Source organism: Paenibacillus taichungensis, assembly GCF_050994985.1.
Classification (GTDB): Bacteria; Bacillota; Bacilli; order Paenibacillales; family Paenibacillaceae; genus Paenibacillus; species Paenibacillus taichungensis.
This window is the reverse complement of the sequence record NZ_CP194720.1, coordinates 3,291,075-3,315,947: the sequence shown is the minus strand read 5'-3', so window position 1 is coordinate 3,315,947 and position 24,873 is coordinate 3,291,075. Positions and strand designations below refer to the sequence as shown.

General features: G+C 46.9%; 20 protein-coding genes. 18 read left to right on the top strand and 2 right to left on the bottom strand.

The window, feature by feature from the left end:
* Window positions 1–292 precede the first annotated feature (292 nt).
* From ACR1R9_RS14590 to ACR1R9_RS14525, 14 genes are all read left to right on the top strand, one after another.
* A complete protein-coding gene (locus ACR1R9_RS14590; protein WP_256716835.1) occupies window positions 293–1,099 on the top strand; it encodes a glycoside hydrolase in 807 nt (268 codons plus the stop codon).
* Window positions 1,100–1,360: 261 nt separating this feature from the next.
* Complete coding sequence (locus tag ACR1R9_RS14585) at window positions 1,361–3,055, top strand: M3 family oligoendopeptidase (protein WP_076289721.1); 1,695 nt, start codon at window positions 1,361–1,363, stop codon at window positions 3,053–3,055.
* A gap of 131 nt (window positions 3,056–3,186) precedes the next feature.
* Window positions 3,187–4,044, top strand: a complete 858-nt coding sequence (locus ACR1R9_RS14580; protein WP_433923328.1) for a GNAT family N-acetyltransferase — start codon at window positions 3,187–3,189, stop codon at window positions 4,042–4,044.
* A 285-nt stretch (window positions 4,045–4,329) separates the two neighbouring features.
* Window positions 4,330–5,481, top strand: coding sequence for an iron-containing alcohol dehydrogenase (locus ACR1R9_RS14575; protein WP_433923329.1), 1,152 nt, complete (start codon window positions 4,330–4,332; stop codon window positions 5,479–5,481).
* A 209-nt stretch (window positions 5,482–5,690) separates the two neighbouring features.
* Window positions 5,691–7,310 (top strand): ABC transporter substrate-binding protein, encoded by a 1,620-nt coding sequence (locus ACR1R9_RS14570; protein ID WP_433923330.1) that lies wholly within the window; start codon window positions 5,691–5,693, stop codon window positions 7,308–7,310.
* On the top strand, window positions 7,307–8,251 hold the full coding sequence (locus ACR1R9_RS14565; RefSeq protein WP_376033669.1) for an ABC transporter permease: 945 nt from the start codon (window positions 7,307–7,309) through the stop codon (window positions 8,249–8,251). The genes ACR1R9_RS14570 and ACR1R9_RS14565 overlap by 4 nt, the downstream gene beginning before the upstream one ends.
* On the top strand, window positions 8,248–9,114 hold the full coding sequence (locus ACR1R9_RS14560; protein WP_099852800.1) for an ABC transporter permease: 867 nt from the start codon (window positions 8,248–8,250) through the stop codon (window positions 9,112–9,114). Before ACR1R9_RS14565 ends, ACR1R9_RS14560 begins: the two co-directional genes overlap by 4 nt.
* Window positions 9,114–9,866, top strand: coding sequence for an ABC transporter ATP-binding protein (locus ACR1R9_RS14555; protein WP_099852797.1), 753 nt, complete (start codon window positions 9,114–9,116; stop codon window positions 9,864–9,866). Before ACR1R9_RS14560 ends, ACR1R9_RS14555 begins: the two co-directional genes overlap by 1 nt.
* A 2-nt stretch (window positions 9,867–9,868) precedes the next feature.
* Window positions 9,869–10,654 carry an ABC transporter ATP-binding protein gene (locus tag ACR1R9_RS14550; RefSeq protein WP_433923331.1) on the top strand — a complete coding sequence of 262 codons (786 nt, stop codon included), beginning with the start codon at window positions 9,869–9,871 and terminating at the stop codon, window positions 10,652–10,654.
* A complete protein-coding gene (locus tag ACR1R9_RS14545) occupies window positions 10,638–11,696 on the top strand; it encodes a pyridoxal-phosphate-dependent aminotransferase family protein (protein ID WP_175381219.1) in 1,059 nt (352 codons plus the stop codon). The genes ACR1R9_RS14550 and ACR1R9_RS14545 overlap by 17 nt, the downstream gene beginning before the upstream one ends.
* 2 nt (window positions 11,697–11,698) lie before the next feature.
* Window positions 11,699–12,841, top strand: a complete 1,143-nt coding sequence (locus tag ACR1R9_RS14540) for an amidohydrolase family protein (RefSeq protein WP_433923332.1) — start codon at window positions 11,699–11,701, stop codon at window positions 12,839–12,841.
* 507 nt (window positions 12,842–13,348) lie between these two features.
* A complete protein-coding gene (locus ACR1R9_RS14535) occupies window positions 13,349–14,518 on the top strand; it encodes a glucose-1-phosphate adenylyltransferase (RefSeq protein ID WP_064638873.1) in 1,170 nt (389 codons plus the stop codon).
* Window positions 14,519–14,545: 27 nt separating this feature from the next.
* Complete coding sequence (glgD, locus tag ACR1R9_RS14530) at window positions 14,546–15,649, top strand: glucose-1-phosphate adenylyltransferase subunit GlgD (protein WP_090896761.1); 1,104 nt, start codon at window positions 14,546–14,548, stop codon at window positions 15,647–15,649.
* Between the two features lie 332 nt (window positions 15,650–15,981).
* Window positions 15,982–18,414, top strand: coding sequence for a glycogen/starch/alpha-glucan phosphorylase (locus ACR1R9_RS14525; RefSeq protein ID WP_433923333.1), 2,433 nt, complete (start codon window positions 15,982–15,984; stop codon window positions 18,412–18,414).
* Between the two features lie 111 nt (window positions 18,415–18,525).
* Here ACR1R9_RS14525 and ACR1R9_RS14520 read toward each other — a convergent pair whose 3' ends face one another.
* Together ACR1R9_RS14520 and ACR1R9_RS14515 are read right to left on the bottom strand one after the other, a co-directional pair.
* The gene (locus ACR1R9_RS14520; RefSeq protein ID WP_433923334.1) at window positions 18,526–19,335 is read right to left on the bottom strand and encodes a lysostaphin resistance A-like protein; all 810 of its coding nucleotides are present in this window, start codon (window positions 19,333–19,335) and stop codon (window positions 18,526–18,528) included.
* A gap of 14 nt (window positions 19,336–19,349) precedes the next feature.
* Window positions 19,350–19,496 (bottom strand): hypothetical protein, encoded by a 147-nt coding sequence (locus ACR1R9_RS14515; protein WP_433923335.1) that lies wholly within the window; start codon window positions 19,494–19,496, stop codon window positions 19,350–19,352.
* Between the two features lie 429 nt (window positions 19,497–19,925).
* Between ACR1R9_RS14515 and ACR1R9_RS14510 the strand changes: the two genes are divergently transcribed.
* The 4 genes from ACR1R9_RS14510 to dctA all read left to right on the top strand — a co-directional run bounded on the left by ACR1R9_RS14510 (window position 19,926) and on the right by dctA (window position 24,570).
* The gene (locus ACR1R9_RS14510) at window positions 19,926–20,384 is read left to right on the top strand and encodes a VanZ family protein (protein ID WP_433923336.1); all 459 of its coding nucleotides are present in this window, start codon (window positions 19,926–19,928) and stop codon (window positions 20,382–20,384) included.
* A gap of 120 nt (window positions 20,385–20,504) precedes the next feature.
* The gene (locus ACR1R9_RS14505) at window positions 20,505–22,196 is read left to right on the top strand and encodes a glycoside hydrolase family 13 protein (protein WP_433923337.1); all 1,692 of its coding nucleotides are present in this window, start codon (window positions 20,505–20,507) and stop codon (window positions 22,194–22,196) included.
* 88 nt (window positions 22,197–22,284) lie between these two features.
* Entirely contained in the window at window positions 22,285–22,977 is a 693-nt protein-coding gene (locus ACR1R9_RS14500) for a metal-dependent hydrolase (RefSeq protein ID WP_063563389.1), read from the top strand.
* Between the two features lie 240 nt (window positions 22,978–23,217).
* Window positions 23,218–24,570, top strand: a complete 1,353-nt coding sequence (gene dctA, locus ACR1R9_RS14495) for a C4-dicarboxylate transporter DctA (protein ID WP_175382580.1) — start codon at window positions 23,218–23,220, stop codon at window positions 24,568–24,570.
* The last annotated feature ends 303 nt before the right edge of the window (window positions 24,571–24,873 follow it).

Here is a 24,873-nt window from a genome sequence, read left to right as displayed (position 1 = left end):
GACATATATCATTATTATGGCAATCATTATGGTTGTGGGAATGGTCGGAATGGGCTGGTTCTACAAGATTATGGACAACGATCAACACTAGAGAGTATTAAGAAAAATGTCAAAAGACAAGCCTATAAGCTGGCTTCGCAATGGATGCGAGGCGGGCTTATTTGTATATAATGCCAAAAAGTCTAAATATAGCATGAAATAATGTTGGATTTAAGTGGTATGCTTGTATATGGAAATGTTTTACACTTAAATCTGTAAGCGTTTACATTAAAATTTATGGGAGGCTAACATTATGGGTTTGAAGATGAAGAAAAGATCAGGCAAGAAAGCATGGATGCTGCTGGTTATGTCATTACTGATTGCGGCCGTTCCAATTACAGCCAGCGCAGCATCGGATTCCACAGCGTACGCCAAACTTAATTTCAGCAACAACAAGTATTATATATTCAACAATAGCTGGGGAAGCTCAAGTGTCAGTGGCTGGTCCCAGTCCGTGTATGTGAACAGCAATACTGATCTGGGTTACGTTTGGAACTGGCCAACGACTGTGGGTGGGGTCAAAGCTTATCCTTCACTAGTCAGCGGCTGGCACTGGACAGAGGGCTACACACCAGGCAGTGGGCTGCCAACGAGATTGTCTGCGAACAAAAGTATCAATACCGGAGTAAGTTATTCTAAGGCGTCCAACACCACTGGGGAGTATAATAATGCGTATGATATCTGGCTGCACGACATCGGCAATGCGACCTGGTCAAGCACACCCACCGAGGAGATTATGATCTGGAACGATTGGACTTCCGGTGTAGGGCCTATTGGTTCCAAAGTGTTCTCGGATGTGTCCATTGGTGGACAAACCTATGATCTGTATCGCGGTGAGATTACCGACAACGGAGTGCATCAGTGGTGGGTATACTCGTTCCTGAAAAAGTCAAAATCCCCTAACAACTATAGCATCAATGTCAAAAACTTCACTGATTACCTCATCTCCAAAAGTTATTTTACCAACAGCAAATATGTCAGCAGTGTTGAATATGGAACCGAAATTACGAAAGGCAGCGGCCAGATCAATTACTCTAATTGGTACGTGAACGTTCAGTAACGGTCTGTTTATCACGCCTTTTCATGATTTAATGAGATGCTGCTTGGAGGAAAACCCATTTCCTGCTGATGCAGCATCTTCTACTTGTGTATTGTATCTAACATTCATCCGTAACATATGTAACGAGTGATGTAGCTCCATTTGACCGATGGACAAATATTTTTCGTAAAGTTGGGATTTTTAGGCTGCTCTTTTGTATAATAGGGTTTAGTTCAACTCGGGGAATCCCGAAATATGCCTAACAGGAAAGGGTGTACATAAATGAAATTTAGTGAGTATACGTATACACGTCCCGATCTGGAACAAATCAAAACGTCATTCCGTGAGCTTCTGAGTGGTTTTGAAGCCGCAACTACGGTTGAAGAGCAGAGTGGATATATGGACAAGATTAACGCTTTGCGCAGTGACTTTGAGACTCAGGCACAATTGGTCTACATCCGTCATTCGATTGATACCAATGATACATTTTACAAAGAAGAAAATGAATTTCTGGATGAAAGCTCTCCGATCATTCAAGAATACATCACCGATTATTATCGAGCATTGGTAAATTCCAAATTCCGTGCTGAACTGGAACAAAAATGGGGCTCACAGCTGTTCCAGCTGGCGGATCAGTCTCTGAAAACATTCAGCCCGGAAATTATCGAGGACCTTCAGAAAGAGAACAAACTTTCTACGGAATACAATCAGCTGATTGCTTCGGCCAAAATCCCGTTTGAAGGTGAAGAACGCACATTGCCGCAGCTGCATCCTTTTGAGTTGTCCACAGATCGCTCCATGCGAGAACGCGCATCGGAAGCAAGATATACGTTCATGGCTGAACATGAGGCTGAATTCGATCGCATTTACGACGAATTGGTGAAAGTGCGTACACAGATCGCGAAGAAGCTCGGATACCCATCGTATGTGGAACTCGGCTATGACCGTATGAACCGCACGGATTACAACGCGGAGATGGTGTCCAATTTCAGAGCACAAGTCCGTGATTATATCGTGCCTGTAGCGACGAAGCTCAGAGAGCGTCAGCGCAGCCGGATTGATGTGGATACCCTCTATTTTTACGATCAGGGTTTCAGCTTTAAGACGGGGAACCCGACACCTAAAGGGGATGCGGACTGGATCATTGACAATGGTAAGAAGATGTACGCTGAATTGTCACCAGAAACGGATACGTTTTTCCAGATGATGACCGACAATGAACTGATGGATCTGGTGAGCAAAAAAGGCAAGCAGGGTGGGGGCTATTGCACCTTCCTGAATGATTACAAAGTGCCGTTTATTTTCTCCAACTTTAACGGTACATCAGGCGATATCGACGTGTTGACACACGAAGCGGGTCACGCGTTCCAGGTCTATGAGAGCCGTCACTTCGAAGTACCTGAGTACAACTGGCCGACCTATGAATCCGCAGAGATCCATTCCATGAGCATGGAATTCTTCACTTGGCCGTGGATGGAATTGTTCTTCAAGGAAGATACGGACAAATACAAGTTTGATCACCTGTCTTCCGGACTGCTCTTCATTCCTTACGGCGTAGCAGTCGATGAATTCCAGCATTTTGTTTATGCAAACCCGGATGCAACACCAGCGGAGCGTAAGCAGGCTTGGCGCAATATTGAGAAGACTTACCTGCCGCACATCAATTACAAGGATAACGCTTATTTGGAACAAGGCGGATTCTGGCACAAACAGGGTCATATCTTCTCGTCGCCGTTCTATTACATCGACTACACCCTGGCACAAATCTGTGCATTCCAGTTCTGGAAACGCAGTAATCAGGATATGAAGTCTGCATGGGCTGACTACCTGACATTGTGTAAAGCCGGAGGAAGCCTGTCCTTCACAGGATTGGTAGAACTGGCAGGTCTGAATTCTCCGTTTGAAGACGGCTGCGTATCCTCTGTCATCGGAGATATCGAAGCATGGTTGGATGCAGTAGACGATAAAGCACTGTAAGCGAAAAATAAAAATAAAGGTCGAAGAGGTGAAAGGGAACGAGGAATACACCTGACGTTACAGCATTCTGAGGCAGGGCGGATTTGAATGTTTTTTTCACCCACCCTATACAAAGAATGCGAGGTTATACCATGTTGGTTTTACTGGATCAACCGTCCCAAAGGAAGCAATTGACGCCCTTCATCTCGGGTACAAACGGGCATGTGGTTATGGGTGGAGTACTTGCAGGACTTCAATGCGGGCGTGTCTATGCAGACCAGCTTCATGCTCCGAAAAGCGCCCTGATTTGGGCCAAAAACGAAATGTTTTACCTAATCGGAAGATCGGATAATGAACATTTCAATAGCCTTATCAGGGAGGTACTTGTTCAGGAGCTATTGCCTGAAGCGTTAGATGCTGGCGAAGACATGCTGAATCTTGAAGTTTACCCAGAGCCCGGCTCGGATTGGTCTCCAGTCCTGGATCACATATTCAACGGACGTTTGCGAGAAGGATTACGAGTTCCTTTTCAATTCAATCTTACGAAGTATGGACAGTGGCTGGAACGCAGTTCCAGCTCCTTGTTCGTCCCTCGTGGATATGAGCTTCAAGTTATCGATCGAGCTGCAATGCTGGAGGACAAAAGCTGTATCATTGAGCAGGAAATTTTGAAATTCTGGCATTCGGTGGAGGACTTTTTTCAATACGGAGTTGGAACATGCACGGTGCATCAAGGGAAGGTTGTAGGTACATGTATCTCAGTGTTTGTCAGTGGCATTCACCATGAAACAGGCATCAACACCTACGATCCGATACACCGTGGCAAAGGTCTGGCTACGGCCCTGGCAAGCGCTTATGTGCAATCCGTTCTGGAACGGAAATGCGTTCCACACTGGACGACAGAGGATTTCCGTCATGATTCCATTACGATTGCGAGTAAGCTTGGTTTTGAACAAGGTAGAGCCTATCCCGTCTATTACATGCCGATCCAGGAGCTTCTGGATTGCTGAACATCATCTGCAGGGGCTGTCCTAAAGTCATGAAAATGACCAGGGGCGGCCCCTGTTTTTTAATTCGAGAGGCGAAACCTGTGAATCCAAGATTAACAAGCTCTTTTTAATACACGCACAGATAAGCCAGTTAATGAAGAACAGACATAATCATTGAATAATTCTTGGATAATTCCGTGCAAAAGAAACATTTATCAACTTGGTTGTGATTTATTTCACTATATCTGAAAACGGATTCAGTTACAATAAAGATAGTAAATCAGGGGTAACAGGAGGCTGGTTCAGATGGCAACACACGCTTATTATGTTCCGCCCGTGAACTTGATGGGTAGAGGATGTTTACACGAAGCAGGAAAAATGATTGAGAAAATGGGTATTCGCAAAGCGCTCGTCGTAAGTGATCGTCGATTGATTTCTTCCGGCGTTGCTGAACAAGTGCTGTCTATACTAAGAAAATCAGGGTTAGACTATGTGGTATATGATGAGGTTCAGCCTAATCCAACCTGTCAGAATGTACATGACGGACTTCACGTATTTATGGATCATGGCTGTGACGCCATTATATCGATAGGCGGAGGTTCACCTCAGGATGCTGCCAAAGGGATTGGTATTGTAGCAACTAACGGTGGGCATATCCGTGATTATGAAGGTTTGCATCAATCGAAACACAAGTCCGTGCCGCTTGTTGCAATTAACACAACAGCTGGCACGTCCAGTGAGGTGACCATGAACTACGTGATTACAGATGAGGAACGCAAGGTGAAAATGGTGATGGTGGATCGAAACAGTCTCGTCGACCTATCAGTGAATGACCCGGAACTGATGCTGAGCAAGCCGGCCAGTCTTACTGCGGCCACGGGCATGGATGCATTAACCCATGCGGTGGAAGCCATGGTCACGCCTGGTGGGTTTACGGTAACGAGCGCTACAGCAGCGGCTGCCGTTGAGCTGATCTTTGAATATTTACCCAGAGCCGTCAGGGACGGCAGTGATCTGGAAGCAAGAGAGCATATGACGTATGCGTGTTTTCTTGGCGGGATTGCTTTTAACAATGCAGGCTTGGGTTATGTTCATGCGATGGCCCATCAACTTGGTGGAGTCTATGATCTGCCGCATGGGGTATGTAACGCGATGTTGCTCCCTTATGTAGAAGAATTGAATGCAAAGCATGTGCCAGGTAAATTCCGTCATATAGCCAAAGCAATCGGTATGGATGTAAAAGGCAAACGAGATGAGGAGTGCTCGGAGTATGTGATTGAAGCCATTCGTCAGCTTTCCAAGGAGGTTGGCATTCCTGAGAGACTGTCTGAATTGGGTGTGAAAGACCCTGATGTTGAATTGCTGGCGGATAATGCCATGAAAGATGCCTGTGCACCGGGTAATCCGTATCAACCTTCCAGGGATGAAGTGATGGAGCTATTCCGCAAAATCATATAAAGTTAAGAACAAAGAGAGCCAGAATATATTCTGGCTTTTTTGGTGTGTCAAGTGCTTCTGAGCCTTATGAATACGGATTCATTTCCTTCATTGGATAAAATAGTTTTATCTCGTAATGGTCATTATTTTTTGTTTGACAGAGGGGGTGCTTTAATCCATAATCAATCCATACTAAACACATAAGCTTTATTGGAAGGGGAGAGTCAGTCATGTCACAGTTTAAATCATCAACGAGAAAGTCATTATGGGTAGGAGCGTTAGCCGTTCTATTATTGGTAATCGTTAGCGGTTGCTCCGGATCGTCCAATGATCCTGCTCCCAATGCAGCAGCCCAGCCTGGGACGAACCAAGGTACGGATGAAAATTCAAAGACGGACGAGACTGCAACGGGGGGGACTTTTGTATATGGTCGGCCGGCTTCCGTAACCTCGTTTGATTTGCATAATCAGATTACATCGAACAACGCTTTCGCCATTGATAAAGTATTTGAATCTCTGGTTGCTTTTGATAGCAAAGGCGAGATTGTGGATTGGCTTGCCAAATCGCATAACATCAGTGATGACGGTCTGACGTATACGTTTGTGTTGCGTGATGGCTTGAAGTTCTCTAATGGCACAGATGTTACGGCAGATGATGCCGTATTCTCGCTGGAGCGGCATTTGAAGGTTGGTGGCCCGCTTGCAATATCCGCGAAGGTGGATACGATCAAAGCCAAAGATAGCCACACACTTGTAATTACACTTAAAGAGCCGTATACGCCGTTTATTTCCGAGCTGTCCAACTTCTCGAACGGTATTATTCCTAACAATTTTGGCGGAGTTACCGAGGAAGAATTTTTCAAGAAACCGGTAGGTACAGGACCGTTTGTAGTTGAGCAGTGGGACCCTGCAGGCGATGTGACCTTTACGAAGAACACTCACTACTGGCAAGAAGGAAAGCCATCGGTTGATAAGCTTGTTTACAAGCTGATAGAAGATGACAGCCAAGCAATCAATCAATTGAAAGCAGGAGAAGTGGACGCGATTGAGTCGCTGGCTCTGCAAAATGCCGATGAAATCAAAAATGGCGCGGATACAACTGTTGTAACCAACGGCAGCTGGGTGACAGAGCAATTGTTCTTTAACACGCTGGATAAGCATTTTTCGGATGTGCATGTTCGTCGGGCATTGGCTCTGGCACTTGATCGTGACGGTCTGACTAAGGCGCTTACCTTTGGTTATGCACAGACCGCTAATTCATTGCTGCCGACAACGATTCCTTACAATTCGAATGATACACTCAAGGCGCTGAATTTTGATGTAAATGCAGCCAAAGCGGAACTTGCCAAATCGGCCTTCCCTGATGGATTTACTACAAAACTGCTTGTAGCTTCAGGCAACAGCACCAGAGCGCAAGAAGCGCAAATCATTCAGGCAGCGGGGAAACAAATTGGCATTAACATCGAGATTGAATCGATTGAACTCGCTACCTTCCGTGAACGATTCTTTGCTTATGATTTCGCAGCGATGCTGAACAGTGGGCAAGCCGATTCTCCGGAAGCGAACTCAATCATTGCGTTCCAGACCGACCCTGATGGTTTCAGCAAATCTTACTGGACGCATTACACCAATGATGAAGTAACCAAGCTTTTGTATAAAGGCCAACAAACACCGGACGGCGATGGCCGTGCCGAAATATACTCCAAACTGCTTCAAACGCTTGCCGATGAAGTGCCTTACATTCCGCTTTATTATCCGGATATTCTGATTGGTGTTCGTTCTTCAGTAGATGGCATTGTTGTTTTGCCTAACGGCAGTGTGCGTTTTGAAGACGTTCGTATTCAGAAATGAAGAAGTTCTGGTTGATCAGTACTGTGGGAAGAGCGTTGGCAGTGATCCTTTGTGTGATGACAGCAGTCTTTTTTCTCATCAGAATGGTACCAGGAGATCCTGCCAAAATGATTCTTGGCGAGTACAGCACCCCAGAGGCCGTTGAGAGCATGCACCATGCTCTCGGGCTGGATCTGCCGCTGGGGGAACAATTCATACGGTTTGTGAAGACACTGTTCACTCAGGGGGATACCGGCAACTCCATTATTAACGGAACCTCCACTAGAGAACTGATTGCTGATCGTGCACCCGTTACCTTGCTGCTCATTGCCATGGCATGTGCATTGGCAATTGTCATTGCTCTCGTGCTTGCTACACTGGCCGCTACACACAAGGATAAGCTGCTGGACCATTTGATACGTATTTTTCCTACGGTAACGCTAGGTATGCCAATCTTCTGGGTTGGCATCCTTTTGATTCTGCTGCTGAGTGTTCATCTTCACTGGTTTCCCGTTGGTGGAGTCGGCGAAGGGTGGTGGGGCACCTTATACAGTTTGACACTTCCCGCCATTACCGTAGCTTTTTCACAGATTCCAACATTGGTTCGTTCATTAAGAGCCCAGATGCTTGAAGTACTGGAATCTGATTTTGTAGTTACATTGAAGGCTGCGAGATTACCTAGCCGGGTCATTCTATTCAAACATGTCCTGCGCAATGCGGCACTTCCGACGCTGATCCTTCTTGGCGTTAATATCTCTTATCTCATTGGCGGCACATTGGTCGTTGAACAGGTATTTGGTATCAAAGGAATTGGCAGTCTTTTGTTTAGTTCCATTTCCAAACGGGATTTCCCGGTCATTCAAGGCATAGCCCTTTACTGTGCTGTATCTGTCGTGATCATCAGTCTCCTGATAGAGCTTCTGTCCAGGTGGCTAGATCCCAGAACGAAAGGAAGACCATGAAAACGATACGAATTGAACCTCAGTTATATGAAGACAGCCAAAACACCAGTCTCTTGAATCGCATATTGAAAACTCCTAGCCTGCTTGTGGGAAGTGTGATGTTTGCTGTGCTGATCATCTTGGCTGTGATCATACCGTGGGTGAGTCCTTATGACCCTTCGGAGCAAAATTTGAGTGCCTTTTTGCAACCGCCGTCTGCTGAACATTGGTTGGGCACAGACCAACTGGGACGTGATTTGTTCACTAGACTGATTTATGCCGCGCGAACCGACTTGAGCATTATGGTGCTGGCGGAAATTGTACCCTTTTGCATGGGCGTATTTCTGGGGATGCTCGCAGGGTATTACGGAAAATGGATTGATAAGATCATATCGTTAGTTACCGATACCCTTATCGCTTTCCCTTTTTATCTCATTGTCATTATCGTGGCTTTTGCCAGCGGAGCAGGTGAGAGGGGGATTTATATTACGTTTATGCTCGTTGGCTGGATTGTCTTTGCCCGTGTCGTCAGAGGGCTGAGTGCATCCTACCGCAAGCAGGAATGGATCGCATCCGCACAGACGTTGGGTTTGCCGGGAATACGGATTATCCTTCGTCATCTCCTGCCCAATGTATTGCCTCAGGCGATCGTTGTCCTCATGACGGATATGGTTGGGCTGCTGGTGGCGATTGTTACGCTTGGATACCTGGGCATTGGCATCGCACCACCGACCCCAGATTGGGGCACGATGATCTCGGATGGACAATCCTTTATCACGACAGCCTGGTGGCTCTCGGCAGTTCCGGGATTTGCAGTCGTTTACACGGGAATTGCTTTGTCGCTTGTCGGTGATGGATTGGCCGATGTATGGAGGAAAAAATAATGTCCACTGAACCGATTCTTGAAGTCAAGGCGCTATCTCTTTCAACCAAGTCAAATCAAAAATTAGTTCAAGATGTACATTTCTCGCTTGGGCGAGGGGAGAGCTTGGGATTAGTAGGTGAATCCGGCTCCGGTAAATCACTAACTCTTCGTTCCATTCTGGGACTGTTGCCAAGCGGTGTAGAGCAGACGGGTGGAACCATTCGAAGTGACGTGAACAGCGCGATGGTGTTTCAAGACCCGAGAGGTGCGCTCGATCCGCTCTGCCCCGTTGTTAAACAGCTGGCGGAAGTTGTTTATTACAGGCAAAAGTTAAGCAGGAAGGCCTCCAGGGTAGCAGCGCTGGAATTACTTGAACTGTTGGGGCTTCCCGACTCGTTGAAGCGTGAGGACCGATACCCTAGCCAGCTGTCAGGTGGGCAGTGTCAGCGGGTAGTCATTGCACTGGCCCTGGCGTGCAAGCCAGGCATTCTGCTCTGTGATGAGCCAACAACGGCTTTGGACGTTACTGTGCAGCGTCAAATTATGGAGACGATCCAACGTTTGCAGCATGAACTGGGATTCGCCATGGTCTTTGTAACACATAATTTGGCGATTGCAGCGACGCTGTGCTCGAAGCTGTGCGTGATGAAGCAGGGGCAGATTGTGGAGCACGGAGATTCGCTTAGCGTACTGCAAAACCCGCAAGATCCTTACACCCAGATGCTTATTAACTCGGTGCTTCCTTTACCGAAGCTTGAAGGGAGCGAATAACAATGGAACTTTCTTTGCAAGTCCGGAATGTCACGGTTCAATATGGTGACTTTACTGCGCTGGACAATATCACGCTAAATCTTCAGAGGCATACCACGCTTGGTCTTGTTGGTGAGTCCGGTTCGGGTAAATCTACCCTTGCGCGAGTCATTGTCGGTTTGATCACGCCGGATGAGGGGCAGATTTTGCTGGGGGATCAGCAATTAAAGAAGAAGAGAAGTCGTGAGCAGTATAAAAGCATACAGATGATCTTCCAAAATCCGGATGCTTCACTGAATCCCAAACATTCCATTCGGCAGATTCTTGCTGAAGCGCTGTTGTTTCATCGCATTGTAGACCGTTCACAGGTGGAGAAAAGATCGAGAGAGCTTCTGGCCCGTGTCCAGCTGGAAAGCAGGGCACTGGACAAGTATCCGCATGAATTCTCCGGCGGTCAGCGCCAACGTATCGCCATTGCACGCGCTTTAAGCGTAGAGCCGAGTCTGCTGATTGCGGATGAGCCGACAAGTGCACTTGATGTTTCCGTGCAGCGGAGTGTGCTCGATCTGTTCAATTCACTTAAGAGGGAACTTAATCTTACGCTACTGTTCATTTCTCATGATCTTGGAGTTATCCATGCCATTAGCGATACGGTAGCAGTCATGCGGCAGGGTCAGCTGGTGGAGATTAGTCCCAAAGATCAATTCTTCACACGACCTGAAACGGCATACAGCCGAGAGCTGTTGTCCGCAGTTCCAAAGATGCCGAAATCAAGTTCTTTAGGAGGTTTATATGAGCCAACAATATAAAGGAAACATCCCCCTTACCTTGTCAGAGTACGATACACTTACACAATTGCTCTCCAGGCTTTTGAATACAAAGTATCCTCCGGTGATCATTCCGGGAGAGGCTATCTTGGGTATAGAGGCCGTGGCAGCTGGAATATCTGCGCCGGGTCGTACAATTGTCAATGTCGTAACAGGGCCATATGGCAGTTTGTTTGGTCAGTGGCTTGAACGCGGAGGGGCAACAGTTATTGAAGTCAAAGTTCCTTTTGATGAAGTTGTACCTGTGGAGAAGGTCGCTGCCGCGATTGAAAAGCATCAACCGTCCGCACTATCCTTTGTTCAAGCAGAAGTGGTTACGGGTGGGTCGAATCCAACAGAAGAAATTATAAAGATTGCGCGTGCCCATAACCTGATTACAGTGAGCGACTCTGTCTCAGCAATTGGGGGAGAGCCTCTGCTGGTCGATGACTGGGGCATTGATTTTGTAGCAGTGGGTGCACAAAAAGCTCTGGCCGGGCCTAACGGCATCAGCGCAGTAAGCATTTCACCGCGTGGATGGGAATTTCTCGAATCCAATGCGCATGCACCGCGCAACTCCATCCTGTCTTTGCTTGACCTAAAGCCCTCCGGCGAAGGGTCTGCACCGGTCCGCGTTCCTCCCAACATTCCAACGCTGGAAGCCAGAGCACTGATTCTGGCTTTGACAGCTATTGAGTCTGAAGGATTGGAGCAGGTAATCAAGCGTCATGAACAGGCTGCGTTATCTGCTATAGCGGGAATTCAGGCCCTGGGTCTGGAGCCTTGGCAAAAAGATAACAGAACATATTCGACACTGACTACGACAGTTCGAATCTCCGGGGAGAAGAAGTTGCATATCGATCAGCCGATCGGCATCGTTGCTCCGGGGGATGGAGAACTTTTTGGTCAGCTTCTGCGAATTAATCATTTTGGAGTTAATGCGTCCTTGGCAGGTGTGGAGGAAGCTGTTGCGACCATTGCAGCATTATTGAATCAGGACCATGAGCAAGCCGTTCAGGCTGTTCGTCTCGTTTGGGGGGAATGAATATGACCCAGGTAAAATCGGAGGAGCAAAGCTTCAAACATATCTTTATAGCAGGCATTGAAGGCAAACGGTTCGATGTCTCCATTCAAAATGGACGGTTTGCATCTGTTACAGAATCCGTGCCGCAGAATGATGGCTCATCGTCTACGGGTACAGATCAATGGATAAGTCCCGGAGTTATTGATCTTCATACACATCTGGCCTGGACAGACTTTGACCATGCGGATCAATTGAAACGGGACAGCCACGAGGTAGAAGTGATGCAGGCGCAAGCTTTTGCAGCTACCCTCAAGACGGGGGTAACCACGGCGCGAGATGCGGGCGGATTGTTACCAAGCACCGCTCGACATCTCGCTCAGCACTATCAACACCCCTTAAGAGTTGAAACCAGCAGTGAAATGCTGGGAGCGGCAGATGCCCGTGGTGTAAAGCATCTGGAACAACGGCTGAACGGAATTTTTGATACAGGCGCGGGATGGGTTAAAATTATGGCTACAGGTGGACTGGGAACCCCTACGGAACAAGTGCTCGATCCTGTATTTTCGGAGGAAGAGTTCGAGTTCATCGTTCGCTATGCGCATGCCCACCATAAAAAGGTACTGGTTCATGCCTGGGGTGGCGTGACGGTAGACTGGTCCATTCAGGCAGGAGTGGAGTCTGTGGAGCATGGCATGTTCTTAACTGAGGATCAGGCCGGCAGACTTGCCGAGTCTCGAACGGCCTTTGTCCCTACCACATCGATATATCGTATTGCCGCAGATCCAAAAGGCGTTCTGGCGTTGCCTATTGTTATCAGTGATCGTGCAGCGCGCGCTGCTGAAGCTCATTCTACAGCCATCGGATATGCCAAAAGAGCAGGAGTCCGTTTCGGTTTCGGTACCGATTACGCCACACCTTCACTTCATGGCTATAATTTGCAAGAGTTGGATACACTGATCGATTATGGCTTGACCCGGGCAGAGGCGTGGCAATCTGCGACGACCAATGCTGCTGAGATTTTGGGGCGTGGCAACGAATTGGGACAGATTGCAGAAGGCTATATTGCGGATGCTATTATTTTCAATGCCGATCCGTATCAAACGAAAAATGAAGATCAGCTGCGAGAGAGTATCGTGTCCGTAATTACTGGAGCGCAGAAACCATGAAATTGGTTTCTGCGTTTTTTTCTTTACTTGTGAATACAGTGAGCGCTATGTTGCTTTCGAAGGAGCAGGTTAGCTGGCGAATATTGAGCGATAATTAAATCCCCAAAAGTTTTCCAAAAGGATTTTGCAGACCCATCAGCGAATACAATATTTAATAACAGCGGCATAAAGGAAGGAGTGATATCCACTTAAACTTTTGTCGAAGTTTTCCAGCAAGATTCCTCAGCCCGTTTCGTGTTTAATGTTATATAGGAGTAGTGTATTGCATTTCTCACGGGGTACACCTTAATTTTTACATCCACCTATCACCTCTACACAACAAGTACAGGCAGTTCTGCACGTATCATCTACTTTCAGACATTACAAAGAACAACGTTCGGCGCAATTCTAAGTAACACAGTCTGTACAGCATGCTCCTAATCATGACAAAAGTGTCCACACAACAGCATATCGGATTATGGGCTCTGAAATGATTTAGAACGAATGCACATGGAGGAGGCTGTAATGATGGCAAAAAAAGAAGTTGTAGCGATGCTGCTCGCTGGAGGGCAAGGCAAAAGATTAAAGGGACTGACCAAATCACTGGCCAAGCCTGCTGTTTATTTTGGCGGAACCTACCGCATCATTGATTTTCCTCTAAGTAATTGCTCCAATTCTGGCATCGACACGGTCGGTGTATTAACCCAATACGAACCTCTGGTGCTGCACTCCTATATCGGCATTGGCAGTGATTGGGATCTGGACCGCAAAAATGGCGGGGTATATGTACTTCCTCCTCATGAACGTGAAGATGGTAGTAACTGGTACCGCGGTACGGCGGATGCGATCTACCGTAACCTGAATTTTATCGAACAATTCGATCCTGAGCATGTGCTCATCTTGTCAGGGGATCATATCTATAAAATGGATTACGAGAAGATGCTTCAATATCATAAAGAAAAGGATGCAGATTGCACCATATCGGTCATTGACGTTCCGTTGGAAGAAGCCAGCCGGTTCGGGTTGCTCAACACCCACGATGATTATCGCATCTATGAATTCGAAGAAAAACCTCCTGAACCCAAGAGCACGCTTGCTTCCATGGGTATCTATCTCTTCAAGTGGGATGTGCTGAAACGCTTCCTGATCCAGGACGAACAGCAGGCATCCACCTCCTATGATTTTGGCAAAGATATCATTCCCTTGCTGCTTGAAAATGAAAAATCACTATACGCTTATCCGTTTGAAGGGTATTGGAAAGACGTCGGTACAATCCACAGTCTGTGGGAATCCAATATGGACCTGTTGGATGAAGAAACGCCGTTTAATCTGAACGATCCGGATTGGCGTATCTATACCCGGAATCCAAATCAGCCTGCGCAATATATTTCTCCATCGGCGAAGGTGCGGAATTGCATCATCAGTGAAGGCAGTGTGGTACATGGTGAGGTTAAACACTCGGTGTTGTTCTACGGTATTGAGGTGGGAGAGAACAGTTCCGTAACCGATTCAGTGATCATGCCAAAAGTGAAGATCGGTCAAAATGTACGCATTCACAAAGCTATTATTGCCGAAGGATTGGTGATCCCGGATGGAGTACATCTGTCGCCCGCCCCTGAGGATGAAAGTGATATATTGCTAGTCGATCAGGAAGAACTGGAACGTCAGCTTCTCGAGGGAATGACAAGCAAAGCCTAATCTAAACCCCAAAGGACGGTGCATGCGATGAAACCATTGATCGGAGTTATTAACCTTGACCATGAGCTTGAGGAATTGAAGGAATTGACGTACTTTCGCTGTGGAGCCGCGGTGCCTTATGCCGGGCGTTACCGTCTGATTGATTTTGTATTATCCAATATGATGAATGCTGGCATTGAGAGTATCGGTGTATTTGTGCGTCGTAAGTACCGTTCACTCATGGATCATCTGGGAGACGGTAAGCCTTGGGATCTGGATCGCAAGCATGGCGGTATGTTTATTTTACCACCAGACTGGAACGATCCAACCGATACGTCACAAGGGGATTTGCAGCATTTTCACAATAATCTCGATTTCTTCCGCCGGGGTTCAGGGCAATATGTAGTCCACGCAGGTAGTCGGCATGTAACCAAAGCAGATCTGCAGGATGTATACAGGTACCATATAAGCAAAGGCGCGGATGTAACGCTGGTCTGCAAAAAAGTGGATCAACTGCTGCCTGAGCATGACGCCTGTGTCAAAGTTGAAGATGACGGGAACGGTAATGTGGTGGACATTCACCAAAGCACCGATCACCCGAATATATATACAGAAATTTTCATTATGGAAAAAGAATTGTTCCTGCGCCAGGTGCAGCGCTGCATCGCTCATGGCGAAAGCCATTTCTTCCGTGATGTAATTCAGAAAAACCCGGATGGCTTGAACATTGCGGCGTATGCCTATGATGGCTATCACGCCGTGATCAATTCGATCGATAGCTATTACCGCAACAGTCTTGAATTGTTGAATAGCGGATTGTATGAGCAGCTGTTCAAGGAACAGCCTGTTCAAACCAAGATTAAATACGAGGCTCCAGCCAAATACCTGGACACTGCTGAGGTGAAACATTCCTTGCTCGCGAATGGCTGTATTGTGGGCGGAGAAGTTGAAGACAGCATCCTGTTCCGTGGGGTGCATGTGGCGAAAGGTGCCAAAATTAAAGGTTCCATTATTATGCAGAAATGCTACATCGGAGAAGGCGCCGTTCTGGAGAACGTCATTCTCGACAAAGATGTAAAGTTAAGTGGTGGCCAGACGCTGATCGGCGACCCGTCGAACCCGTATATTCTGGCGAAGAGTACTATTATCTAATACCAACACTTAACCGATATCATCTATAAATATATATAAAATAAAAATCCTGTAGGATGGATTTAAGGTTCATGAGCGAAAGTTGAAATGCAACTTCGATTGTGCTTGCCAACGTGCAAACGTAGTGGAGGGAACGAAATCGATTCTGAAGAAGCGTAGCGTTCGCCTTTATCACTGTATTTTCACATCTGAATAATAGAATAAAGAAAATACAGGGATAACAGCGATCGAAAGAACGATTCGTACCCGTAACGGCCACTTTGCAGAACATTGAGCACTTGAGTGTATGAACCGCTACCACCCTACAGGATTTCACCGGGAGGAACCTTCTTTTGTTTGACAACAAGGAAACGTTCAAGAGTATTTTTAGACGCAATCTGGTTAGCAAATTGGGCAAACCACTAGCAGAAGCAACGCAAGAGGATGTCTATCACGTACTTGGAAGCATGATTCGCGAATACGCGGGTCAAGATTGGGCGGCGTCGAATCAGGGGTTTAAGCAGCGCCAGGATAAACAGGTCTATTACTTCTCGCTGGAATTCCTGATTGGACGTCTGCTCGGCAACAACCTGTTAAATGTGAATGAATTGGAACTCGTCCGAGACAGTCTGGCTGAACTGGGCTTCTCTTTGGAAGAAGTGGAAGAGCAGGAGGCGGATGCAGGGCTCGGCAACGGAGGTCTGGGAAGACTCGCAGCCTGTTTTCTGGATTCACTGGCTTCCCTCGGCTATGCAGGACATGGATGCGGAATCCGTTATAAATATGGCTTGTTTGAGCAAAAAATTATTAATGGCAATCAGGTGGAATTACCCGATAATTGGCTCGAGAAGGGCAATGAATGGGAAGTGCGCCGTCCGGACAAAAAGGTGGAAGTGCAGTTCTGGGGCCGTGTGGAAGCCTATGAACAGGATGGACATTACCAATTTGTCACGAAGGATGCCGAATCGGTTGTAGCTGTTCCTTATGATGTGCCTGTGATTGGTTATGGCCAACCCCATGTAAATACCTTGCGATTGTGGAGTGCGGAGCCCAAGCGTGAGACTTCACTCGATACCCCTTCGAACTATTACGGATATCTGGATTACAGCCGTTCGGTAGAATCGATCTCGGAGTTTTTGTACCCGGATGATTCCCAATACGAGGGCAAGCTGCTTCGTCTGAAACAGCAATATTTCATGTGTTCGGCAGGCGTACAGAGTGCTTTGCGTACATTTAACAAGCTTGATCTTTCGTATGATCGATTGCCGGATAAAGTGGCGTTCCATATTAACGATACGCATCCAACACTCGTGATTCCCGAACTGATGCGCATTCTGATTGATGTCAAAGGCTACGGATGGGATGAAGCGTGGGATATTACAACCCGCACCGTATCGTATACCAACCATACAACGTTAAGTGAGGCGCTTGAAAAATGGCCTGTGGCCATGATCAGCAAGCTGCTGCCACGCATTTACATGATTATTGAAGAGATCAACAAACGTTTCTGCGGCATGCTGCTTGAACGTTATCCCGGAGACCAGGATCGTATCCAGCATCTGGCGATTGTTGCGAACGATCAGGTGCGGATGGCTCATCTGGCCATTGTGGGCAGTCATAGCGTTAACGGTGTTGCGGCATTGCATACCGAAATATTGAAGGAACGGGAAATGGCTCCGTTCTATGCACTCTATCCGGAGCGCTTCAATAACAAAACGAATGGCATTACCCATCGCCGCTGGCTGATGCATGCCAATCCGAAGCTGTCGAATCTGATCACAGATACGATTGGAAGTGAGTGGATTAGGGAGCCGGGCAGACTGAATGAGCTGGTAGGCGTTGCAGACGATGCTTCATTCCAGCAGCAGTTCCATTCCATTAAACGTAATAATAAGGAGCGACTGGCCGCGTACATCCTGGATCATACCGGGAAGGCTGTCAATCCGGATTCCATCTTTGATGTACAGGTGAAAAGGCTGCATGGGTACAAACGGCAGCTGCTGAACATTCTGCATGTTATGCATTTGTATAACCGTCTCAAGAGCGATGCTTCGTTTGATATCGTGCCACGTACGTTCATTTTTGGAGCAAAGGCCGCGCCAAGTTATTATTTTGCCAAGAAAATTATCAAATTGATTAACACAGTGGCAGATACGGTCAATCGCGATGCGGCCGTGAAAGATCGTCTACAGGTATTTTTCCTGGAAAACTACTCGGTCTCTCTTGCCGAGAAAATTATACCTGCTGCGGACGTTAGCGAACAGATTTCAACCGCAGGCAAGGAAGCCTCCGGTACGGGGAACATGAAGTTTATGATGAACGGTGCGTTGACCATTGGTACTATGGACGGCGCGAATGTGGAGATGGCAGAGCAGGTTGGTCAAGACAATATGTTTATCTTTGGTCTGAGTGCAGACGAGGTGCTTGAATATTACCGCTCCGGCAGTTATCGGCCAAATGAGATTGTACAGCAGGATGAACGAATTAGGGAGGTAGTGGAGCAGCTGGTACATCCGGGAACGTTCTGTGAGCGTGATGGTGAATTCTGGGATATCTATGATTCCTTGCTGGCCCATGGTGACGAGTACTTTGTATTGCGTGACTTTGCTGCCTACGCCGATGCGCATGCTGCCATTGATTTGGCATACCGCGATGTAGCGGGCTGGACACGTAAGGCGGTGCTAAATACCGCTCAATCCGGCATTTTCTCCAGTGATCGCACTATTAGTGAATATGCGACTGATATCTGGGGCATTCATCCGGTTTCCGGACACTGGAAAGGTTAAATAATTATTGTTTAACAATTAAATCCCCTTGTACACTAGGTGGATCTCTGTTGGGTTCATAAACCTTTGTCAGAGATCACTCCTTGTTGCACAAGGGGATTTTTGTATGAATCAGCCGATTGGTCGGGACACACTTTGTTTGCTATCACGCCGCCTTTCACGACGAAGGATGATCGGAACTGTGATCACTGCAGCGATCACCAACAACGGAGCTAATAAACCAGCGATGGGTAACGCCGATGCGCCATTCGCTGAGAAGACGCTCAAGTCCCAGAACCCGTGCAGGAATATGGAGGCCACGAGTGATCCGGTAGACCGCCGAGCGAGGTAGAAGATCGAACCGAGGCCAAAAGCGATCATTACCTGGAACAGGGCACCCGCTCCAATGCCCAAAAACATGTTCGGCAGGTGGAAGACTGCGAACATCGCTGTTGAGAGCAGCCAGACCCCGGTTTCCCCGAATCGGCTGCGCAGAGCAACCATTAACTGACCTCGATTGATCATCTCCTCATTGAAGCCGACCATGATACTGCCGAAAATGAGATACAGCCACATGAGGGGGGTGACACGGGTGAAATCACCGATCAGCATGTTCACGATCGCGATGACCATCATGATGATCGGGAGAGTCATTGTCGATCGAGAAAGACGCCGCCGTTCAACCAGGCTAGGACGCCACCATCCGTAGATCGTGACCATTGTGATGGTCAGCACGGCACCGCCGGACAGCGGTGCTATGTACCAGAGAAGAAGGGTCCGCTCACTCTCACCCACTCGCGTGTAATCAATGCCGTTGAGCAAGAAGATCGCGTAGAAGACTGCGCTGTATAGGAAATATGTGAGAACACCCCATCCTACGCGGGGACGAACCCGAAGGGCAGGGTCCAAAGTTTCTTGAATCTTGTCCCTATTAATTGACATGATAAACACTCCCACTATCCAATAATATTTTTTAATTTGCTCATTTTTCTTATGATTTTAACTTCGATTAAGTCAAGATATAGTCCCGCAAAGTCTTTGGTAACAGTGCCGACAATTTTGCGGAGTTTCATACCGAGGATGCGAACGTCCAGTCCTTTCATTTCACCCCACCTTCGACGCGCGCTTTTAAATGGTTAGGACCATGCGTCCTCCTTCCCGTAAATTCTATTATCTCTTGTGTTAATTCTTCGAATGATCCAGAAATCCAACAAGAAGCTTCGGTGACGAGGAGCATATTTTGATTACTGGCTTATTTAAAATTCTAGTTGCCCAAGTTAAATAGAAGCTAACCAAATGGATAAAAACCAGCTAAATTTTCACTGCTGTAGTTTAGGTTCTGTTTAGGTAACGATGTGGTATAAAGGATGAGGCAGACTGGGCCGAAGTCTAACTATGAACGAAGGGAAGGACAGGATTTTGAGGTGACAGATATACGGAAGTCCACGCCTGAGCAGCTGGACATGAAGATCTGTATCCCTTTAAAATAGACCTACCGCTCTGCGGGAAAAAAAGTCGGAGGAATTCAGACAATGAACGAACGTTCGTGGCTCCACTCCAGGTGGATGCTTGCTATCGTTGCCTGCATGGCAGTACTGTACACGTTGATTATGGGCAACTTGCTATTTGTCAGCGGGAGGACGCCTGGCGTGAATTATCAATATAATCTGGTACCATTAGAGACAATTAAGCCCTTACTATTTGAAAAGAACAGATACCATACGGAAGCTTGGGTGAAGAATCTGTTCGGGAACATTGTTTTATTCATACCTCTTGGAATATGGATACCATGGTTATTCCGCATGTGCCGAAAGTTTTTACCTTTTACAGGTATTGTTGCCTTGCTTTTGTTAGCTGTTGAGATTACGCAATTAATTACCCGTGTTGGTTCGTTTGATGTCGATGACATTATTTTGAATACGTTGGGTGCCTGGATTGGATACATAGGGTTTGCCTTATTCATATATTCACAGAGAAAGACTCGAAAATAAACTGCGAATAGCGGTCAAAGATCGGGTCTTTTTGTGTTCATGGATCTTTTCTGTTTATAAGAAGAGCATTTCGGATAAAACATACTAACGGGTTATATAGTAAAGAGTAAAGAAAGCGAGGTGGTCTATATCGTTTGGTGGAAAGAGAGTGTGGTGTACCAGATCTATCCCAACAGCTTCAAAGATTCCGATGGGGACGGTCAGGGTGACTTGCAGGGGATATATGATAAGCTCGATTATTTGACTGATCTGGGCGTGGATGTAATCTGGATCTGTCCTATTTACGATTCACCTGGTCATGATAACGGATACGATATCCGTGATTATTACTCCATTTTACGTAAGTACGGCACGATGGAGGATTTCGACCGTTTGCTGGCGGAAGCGCACAAGCGTGGTCTCAAGATCATGATGGATCTGGTACTGAATCATACGTCGGATGAACATGCGTGGTTTGCCGAGTCACGTTCATCGAAAGTGAACCCGAAACGGGATTATTATATTTGGCGTTCAGGTAAAAATGGTCAGGTTCCAAACAACTGGGAGTCCTACTTTGGGGGTTCTGTGTGGAAGCATGATCCGGAGACGAATGAATATTATTTGCATCTCTATACTGAACACCAGCCTGACCTGAATTGGAACAATCCACAGATGGCAGAAGAGATGTATGAGATGGTGCATTGGTGGTTGCAAAAAGGTGTGGATGGTTTCCGTTTCGATGCGGTGGCCCATATCGCCAAGGCAGAGGGGTTACCCAGCGCACATAATCCGGATAATCTGCCGGTCGTTCCTGCGTACCAGCTTTTTTCCAACCTCGAGCAAGTACATTCGATTCTGAACAAACTTAACGACATGATCCTGAAGCCTTATGGTCCAATGACTGTTGGGGAGACTTCCGGGCTTGGACCGGAACAGGCGCTGGCCTATGTTGGGACAGATCGGAATGAGCTCAATATGGTGTTCCAGTTTGAGCATATGTTTGTGGATGCTCAATCATCCGGAATCGGCAAATGGAACTATCGGGAATGGAGGCTGCCCGAGTTGAAAGAAATAATGAGCCGCTGGCAAACCGTACTGCATAACAGAGGCTGGAATGCCAATTACATGGGCAATCATGACCAGCCGCGCCCAGTATCCCGTTTCGGTGATGATGGAAAGTACAGAGTGCGCTCTGCCCAAATGCTGGCTACGTGGATGCTCACCCTGGAAGGTACTCCCTACATTTATCAAGGGGAAGAGATTGGCATGACCAATGTTGCTTTTCTTGATATTGAGGATTATCGTGATATTGAAACGATGAATTATTATCGGCAGCATATTGGTCAGGGGCGAGCGAAACATGAAGTCATGCAAGCGATCTGGCGCAAGAGTCGTGATAATGCACGTACACCGATGCAGTGGGATGATACGAAACATGCCGGATTTACCGATGGTGAGCCATGGATTCAGGTGAATGCGAACTATTCTGAGATTAATGTGGAGGATGCCGAACGTGATCCCCAGTCCATTTTGCATTATTACCGTAAACTAATCGCTCTTCGCAAACAACATAAAGTACTCATCTATGGGGCATATGAGCTGCTTTTGCCCGATGATCCCGATATTTATGCCTATACCCGGACGCTGGATGATGAGCAGATGCTGGTTATTCTGAATTTCCGGCAACATGAGCCTGAGATGCAATGGCCTGAAGGGTGGAACGAGGAGAATGCCAAGATGGTCATCAGCAATGTCAGTAAACGATATTCCACCGATAAGGGCGAGATTCTTCTTCAGCCTTATGAAGCACGGGTTTATCGAATGCAACGATGAGGCGTTATTTTGCTTTGGCGAAGAGTTTTGAATTATAATATAGGTTGAAAATCAAACTAAGGAACGCATATGTCAGGAGGATACCAAGTTGCTGAATATTACTTACCACGGACACTCCAGTGTACAACTGGGCACAGAAGAAAAGTCGTTAATCATTGATCCTTTCCTGCGTGGCAATGAACTTGCTGTCACCAAACCGGAAGACATCAAGACCGATGCCGTTTTACTGACACATGCACATATGGATCACATTTTGGATGCTGAACCGATCGCCAAAGCCAACAATGCCAAGGTGGTTGCGATTGTGGAACTGGCTACATATATGTCCTGGAAAGGTCTGGACACTCTTGGCATGAACATGGGTGGAACGGTGGATCTTGGTTTTGCGCAAGCCAAAATGATTCAGGCTTTCCATACATCCGGGATCGTGCTGGAAGAGGAACAACGGATCATGTACGCAGGGCTGCCTGCAGGATACATTATTAATATTGGTGGCAAAACCATTTTGCATGCCGGTGATACTAGTCTGTTCGGTGATATGAAAATGATTGGTGATCGCCATGATATCGACGTAGCACTATTGCCTATTGGTGGACATTTCACCATGGGACCGGAGGATGCTTTGCAGGCTGCTGAATGGTTTAATGCCAAGCTGACGATTCCAGTGCATTATGATACGTTCCCGGTGATTCGTCAAGATGCCGAGAAGTTTGTGGAGCAGCTTGCTTCCAAAGGTCTGGAAGGCCGTGTGCTGGCACCGGGACAATCTCTTACCTTGTAATGCTCTATTAATCACTGTTCAATCATAAAAGCAATACAAAGCTAAAGACGAATATCACGTCAAGATAATTGACGTGATATTCGTCTTTTTTCGGTTCCAAGTTCAATTTAGCACGCCTCAGTTGGTCCGAATGACAAAAATCTTGAAATCCCATTGTTGAGGTTCAAGTTGCAATGTTATAAAAAATTACACGGAAACCAAACGGAAATCCGAATTGACCGAAAAACAGGGGGAGCGTTCATGTCATTTGTGAAATCATTGTTTTTTCAAATTATTGTAGCGGTTATCATCGGGATTGGTGTAGGCATTCTGTGGCCTGATCTGGGCAGTCTGCTGCAGCCGCTCGGAACAGGTTTCATCAAGTTGATCAAAATGATCATTGCTCCATTAATCTTTATGGTGATCGTGACAGGCATTGCCAAAATCGGTGATCTGAAATCAGTCGGACGCATTGGGTTTAAAGCCATTCTGTGGTTCGAAATCGCTACGACGGTTGCGCTGGTCCTTGGACTCGGCACAGCGAACCTGCTTCGTCCGGGTGCAAGCATGAACGTGGACCCCTCGACCCTTGATGCAAGTGGCATCGAAGCCAAAACCAATGGCTCTGAACTGCCGCATGTCGTCGACTTTATCATGAATATTATTCCAACAAGTGTTGTAGATGCATTTGCACAAAATGCATTGCTGCAAGTGCTGCTCGTTGCCTGTTTGTTCGGGGTAGCCTTGGCAGCAACTGAAAGTAAGGCGAAGGAGAATGTGCTGACGCTAATTGAAAATGTACTGGGTATCTTGTTCCGTATTATTGGGTACATTATGAAACTGGCACCGATTGGAGCATTCGGAGCCATGGCATACACTGTTGGAGCATATGGTGCATCCACGCTGTCCTCCTTCGGCTTGCTGATTATTGCCTGTTACGGAGCTGCGTTACTGTTTCTGGTGATGCTTGCACTAGCTGCCTGGTGGATTACAGGACTGAACTTTTTGCAATTTGTAAAATATACACGTTCCGAAGTGATGCTGGCGATTGGTACAGGCTCCTCGGAAGTCGTTATGCCTCGCATGATGGACAAGCTGACCAAAGCAGGCTGTGATCGTGCTGTCGTCGGCCTTGTGGTTCCAACAGGGTACTCCTTCAATCTGGACGGAGCCTCGATCTACCTGTCGCTGGCGACCGTTTTTCTGGCTCAGGCGGTTGGCATTGATCTGACACTGGGACAAGAGATTACGATTTTACTGGTGTTAATGCTTAGCTCCAAAGGAATGGCGGGTGTACCTGGCTCCGCATTCCTTGCTTTGTCTGCTACAGCAGCGGCTCTGAATGCATTCCCGGTAGCTGCTGTTGCCTTACTGCTCGGTGCGGATCGTTTCATGGACACCATGCGAGTATTCACGAATCTAATGGGTAACTGTGTTGCGGCATTTGTCGTGGCGAAGTGGGAAGGGCTGCTGGACCAAAAACGCATGCGGGCTGTACTGTCTGGCGAGATCAGTGCCGAAGAGCTGGAGAGAGAAGAACAAGCGTCGATATCCTCGGTGAAGTTGAACAAAATGGAACAGGGAAAAGGAATGGTTTCGACGGACATGCTGTAATAAACAGGAAGTGAAAGGGCTTCGTATGAACTTTTAACTGATCCTATCTTTAAATTTGAACCGTCTGTTTACCCGCATGAAATCATGGGGTAACAGACGGTTTTTTCGTTTCAGATACAGATATCATGGAGTTCTCGAACGCATGCAGCAAAATAATTGTTACAGAGGAATCATTAATGGGGAATGTGTAGAAGAGGAAAAAGATAGCATATTGAAGTTTCAACTTGTATATACATGTTTAGTTATGTAATATATAAATGGAGTTAGGCCAAGAGAACCACATAAGCAATACAATTTATTGGA

Coding starts and splice junctions, on each gene's coding strand:
- ACR1R9_RS14590 (WP_256716835.1), top strand. CDS start 293: ATGGGTTTGAAGATGAAGAAAAGATCAGGCAAGAAAGCATGGATGCTG.
- ACR1R9_RS14585 (WP_076289721.1), top strand. CDS start 1,361: ATGAAATTTAGTGAGTATACGTATACACGTCCCGATCTGGAACAAATC.
- ACR1R9_RS14580 (WP_433923328.1), top strand. CDS start 3,187: ATGTTGGTTTTACTGGATCAACCGTCCCAAAGGAAGCAATTGACGCCC.
- ACR1R9_RS14575 (WP_433923329.1), top strand. CDS start 4,330: ATGGCAACACACGCTTATTATGTTCCGCCCGTGAACTTGATGGGTAGA.
- ACR1R9_RS14570 (WP_433923330.1), top strand. CDS start 5,691: ATGTCACAGTTTAAATCATCAACGAGAAAGTCATTATGGGTAGGAGCG.
- ACR1R9_RS14565 (WP_376033669.1), top strand. CDS start 7,307: ATGAAGAAGTTCTGGTTGATCAGTACTGTGGGAAGAGCGTTGGCAGTG.
- ACR1R9_RS14560 (WP_099852800.1), top strand. CDS start 8,248: ATGAAAACGATACGAATTGAACCTCAGTTATATGAAGACAGCCAAAAC.
- ACR1R9_RS14555 (WP_099852797.1), top strand. CDS start 9,114: ATGTCCACTGAACCGATTCTTGAAGTCAAGGCGCTATCTCTTTCAACC.
- ACR1R9_RS14550 (WP_433923331.1), top strand. CDS start 9,869: ATGGAACTTTCTTTGCAAGTCCGGAATGTCACGGTTCAATATGGTGAC.
- ACR1R9_RS14545 (WP_175381219.1), top strand. CDS start 10,638: ATGAGCCAACAATATAAAGGAAACATCCCCCTTACCTTGTCAGAGTAC.
- ACR1R9_RS14540 (WP_433923332.1), top strand. CDS start 11,699: ATGACCCAGGTAAAATCGGAGGAGCAAAGCTTCAAACATATCTTTATA.
- ACR1R9_RS14535 (WP_064638873.1), top strand. CDS start 13,349: ATGGCAAAAAAAGAAGTTGTAGCGATGCTGCTCGCTGGAGGGCAAGGC.
- glgD (WP_090896761.1), top strand. CDS start 14,546: ATGAAACCATTGATCGGAGTTATTAACCTTGACCATGAGCTTGAGGAA.
- ACR1R9_RS14520 (WP_433923334.1), bottom strand. CDS start 19,335: ATGTCAATTAATAGGGACAAGATTCAAGAAACTTTGGACCCTGCCCTT.
- ACR1R9_RS14515 (WP_433923335.1), bottom strand. CDS start 19,496: ATGAAAGGACTGGACGTTCGCATCCTCGGTATGAAACTCCGCAAAATT.
- ACR1R9_RS14510 (WP_433923336.1), top strand. CDS start 19,926: ATGAACGAACGTTCGTGGCTCCACTCCAGGTGGATGCTTGCTATCGTT.
- dctA (WP_175382580.1), top strand. CDS start 23,218: ATGTCATTTGTGAAATCATTGTTTTTTCAAATTATTGTAGCGGTTATC.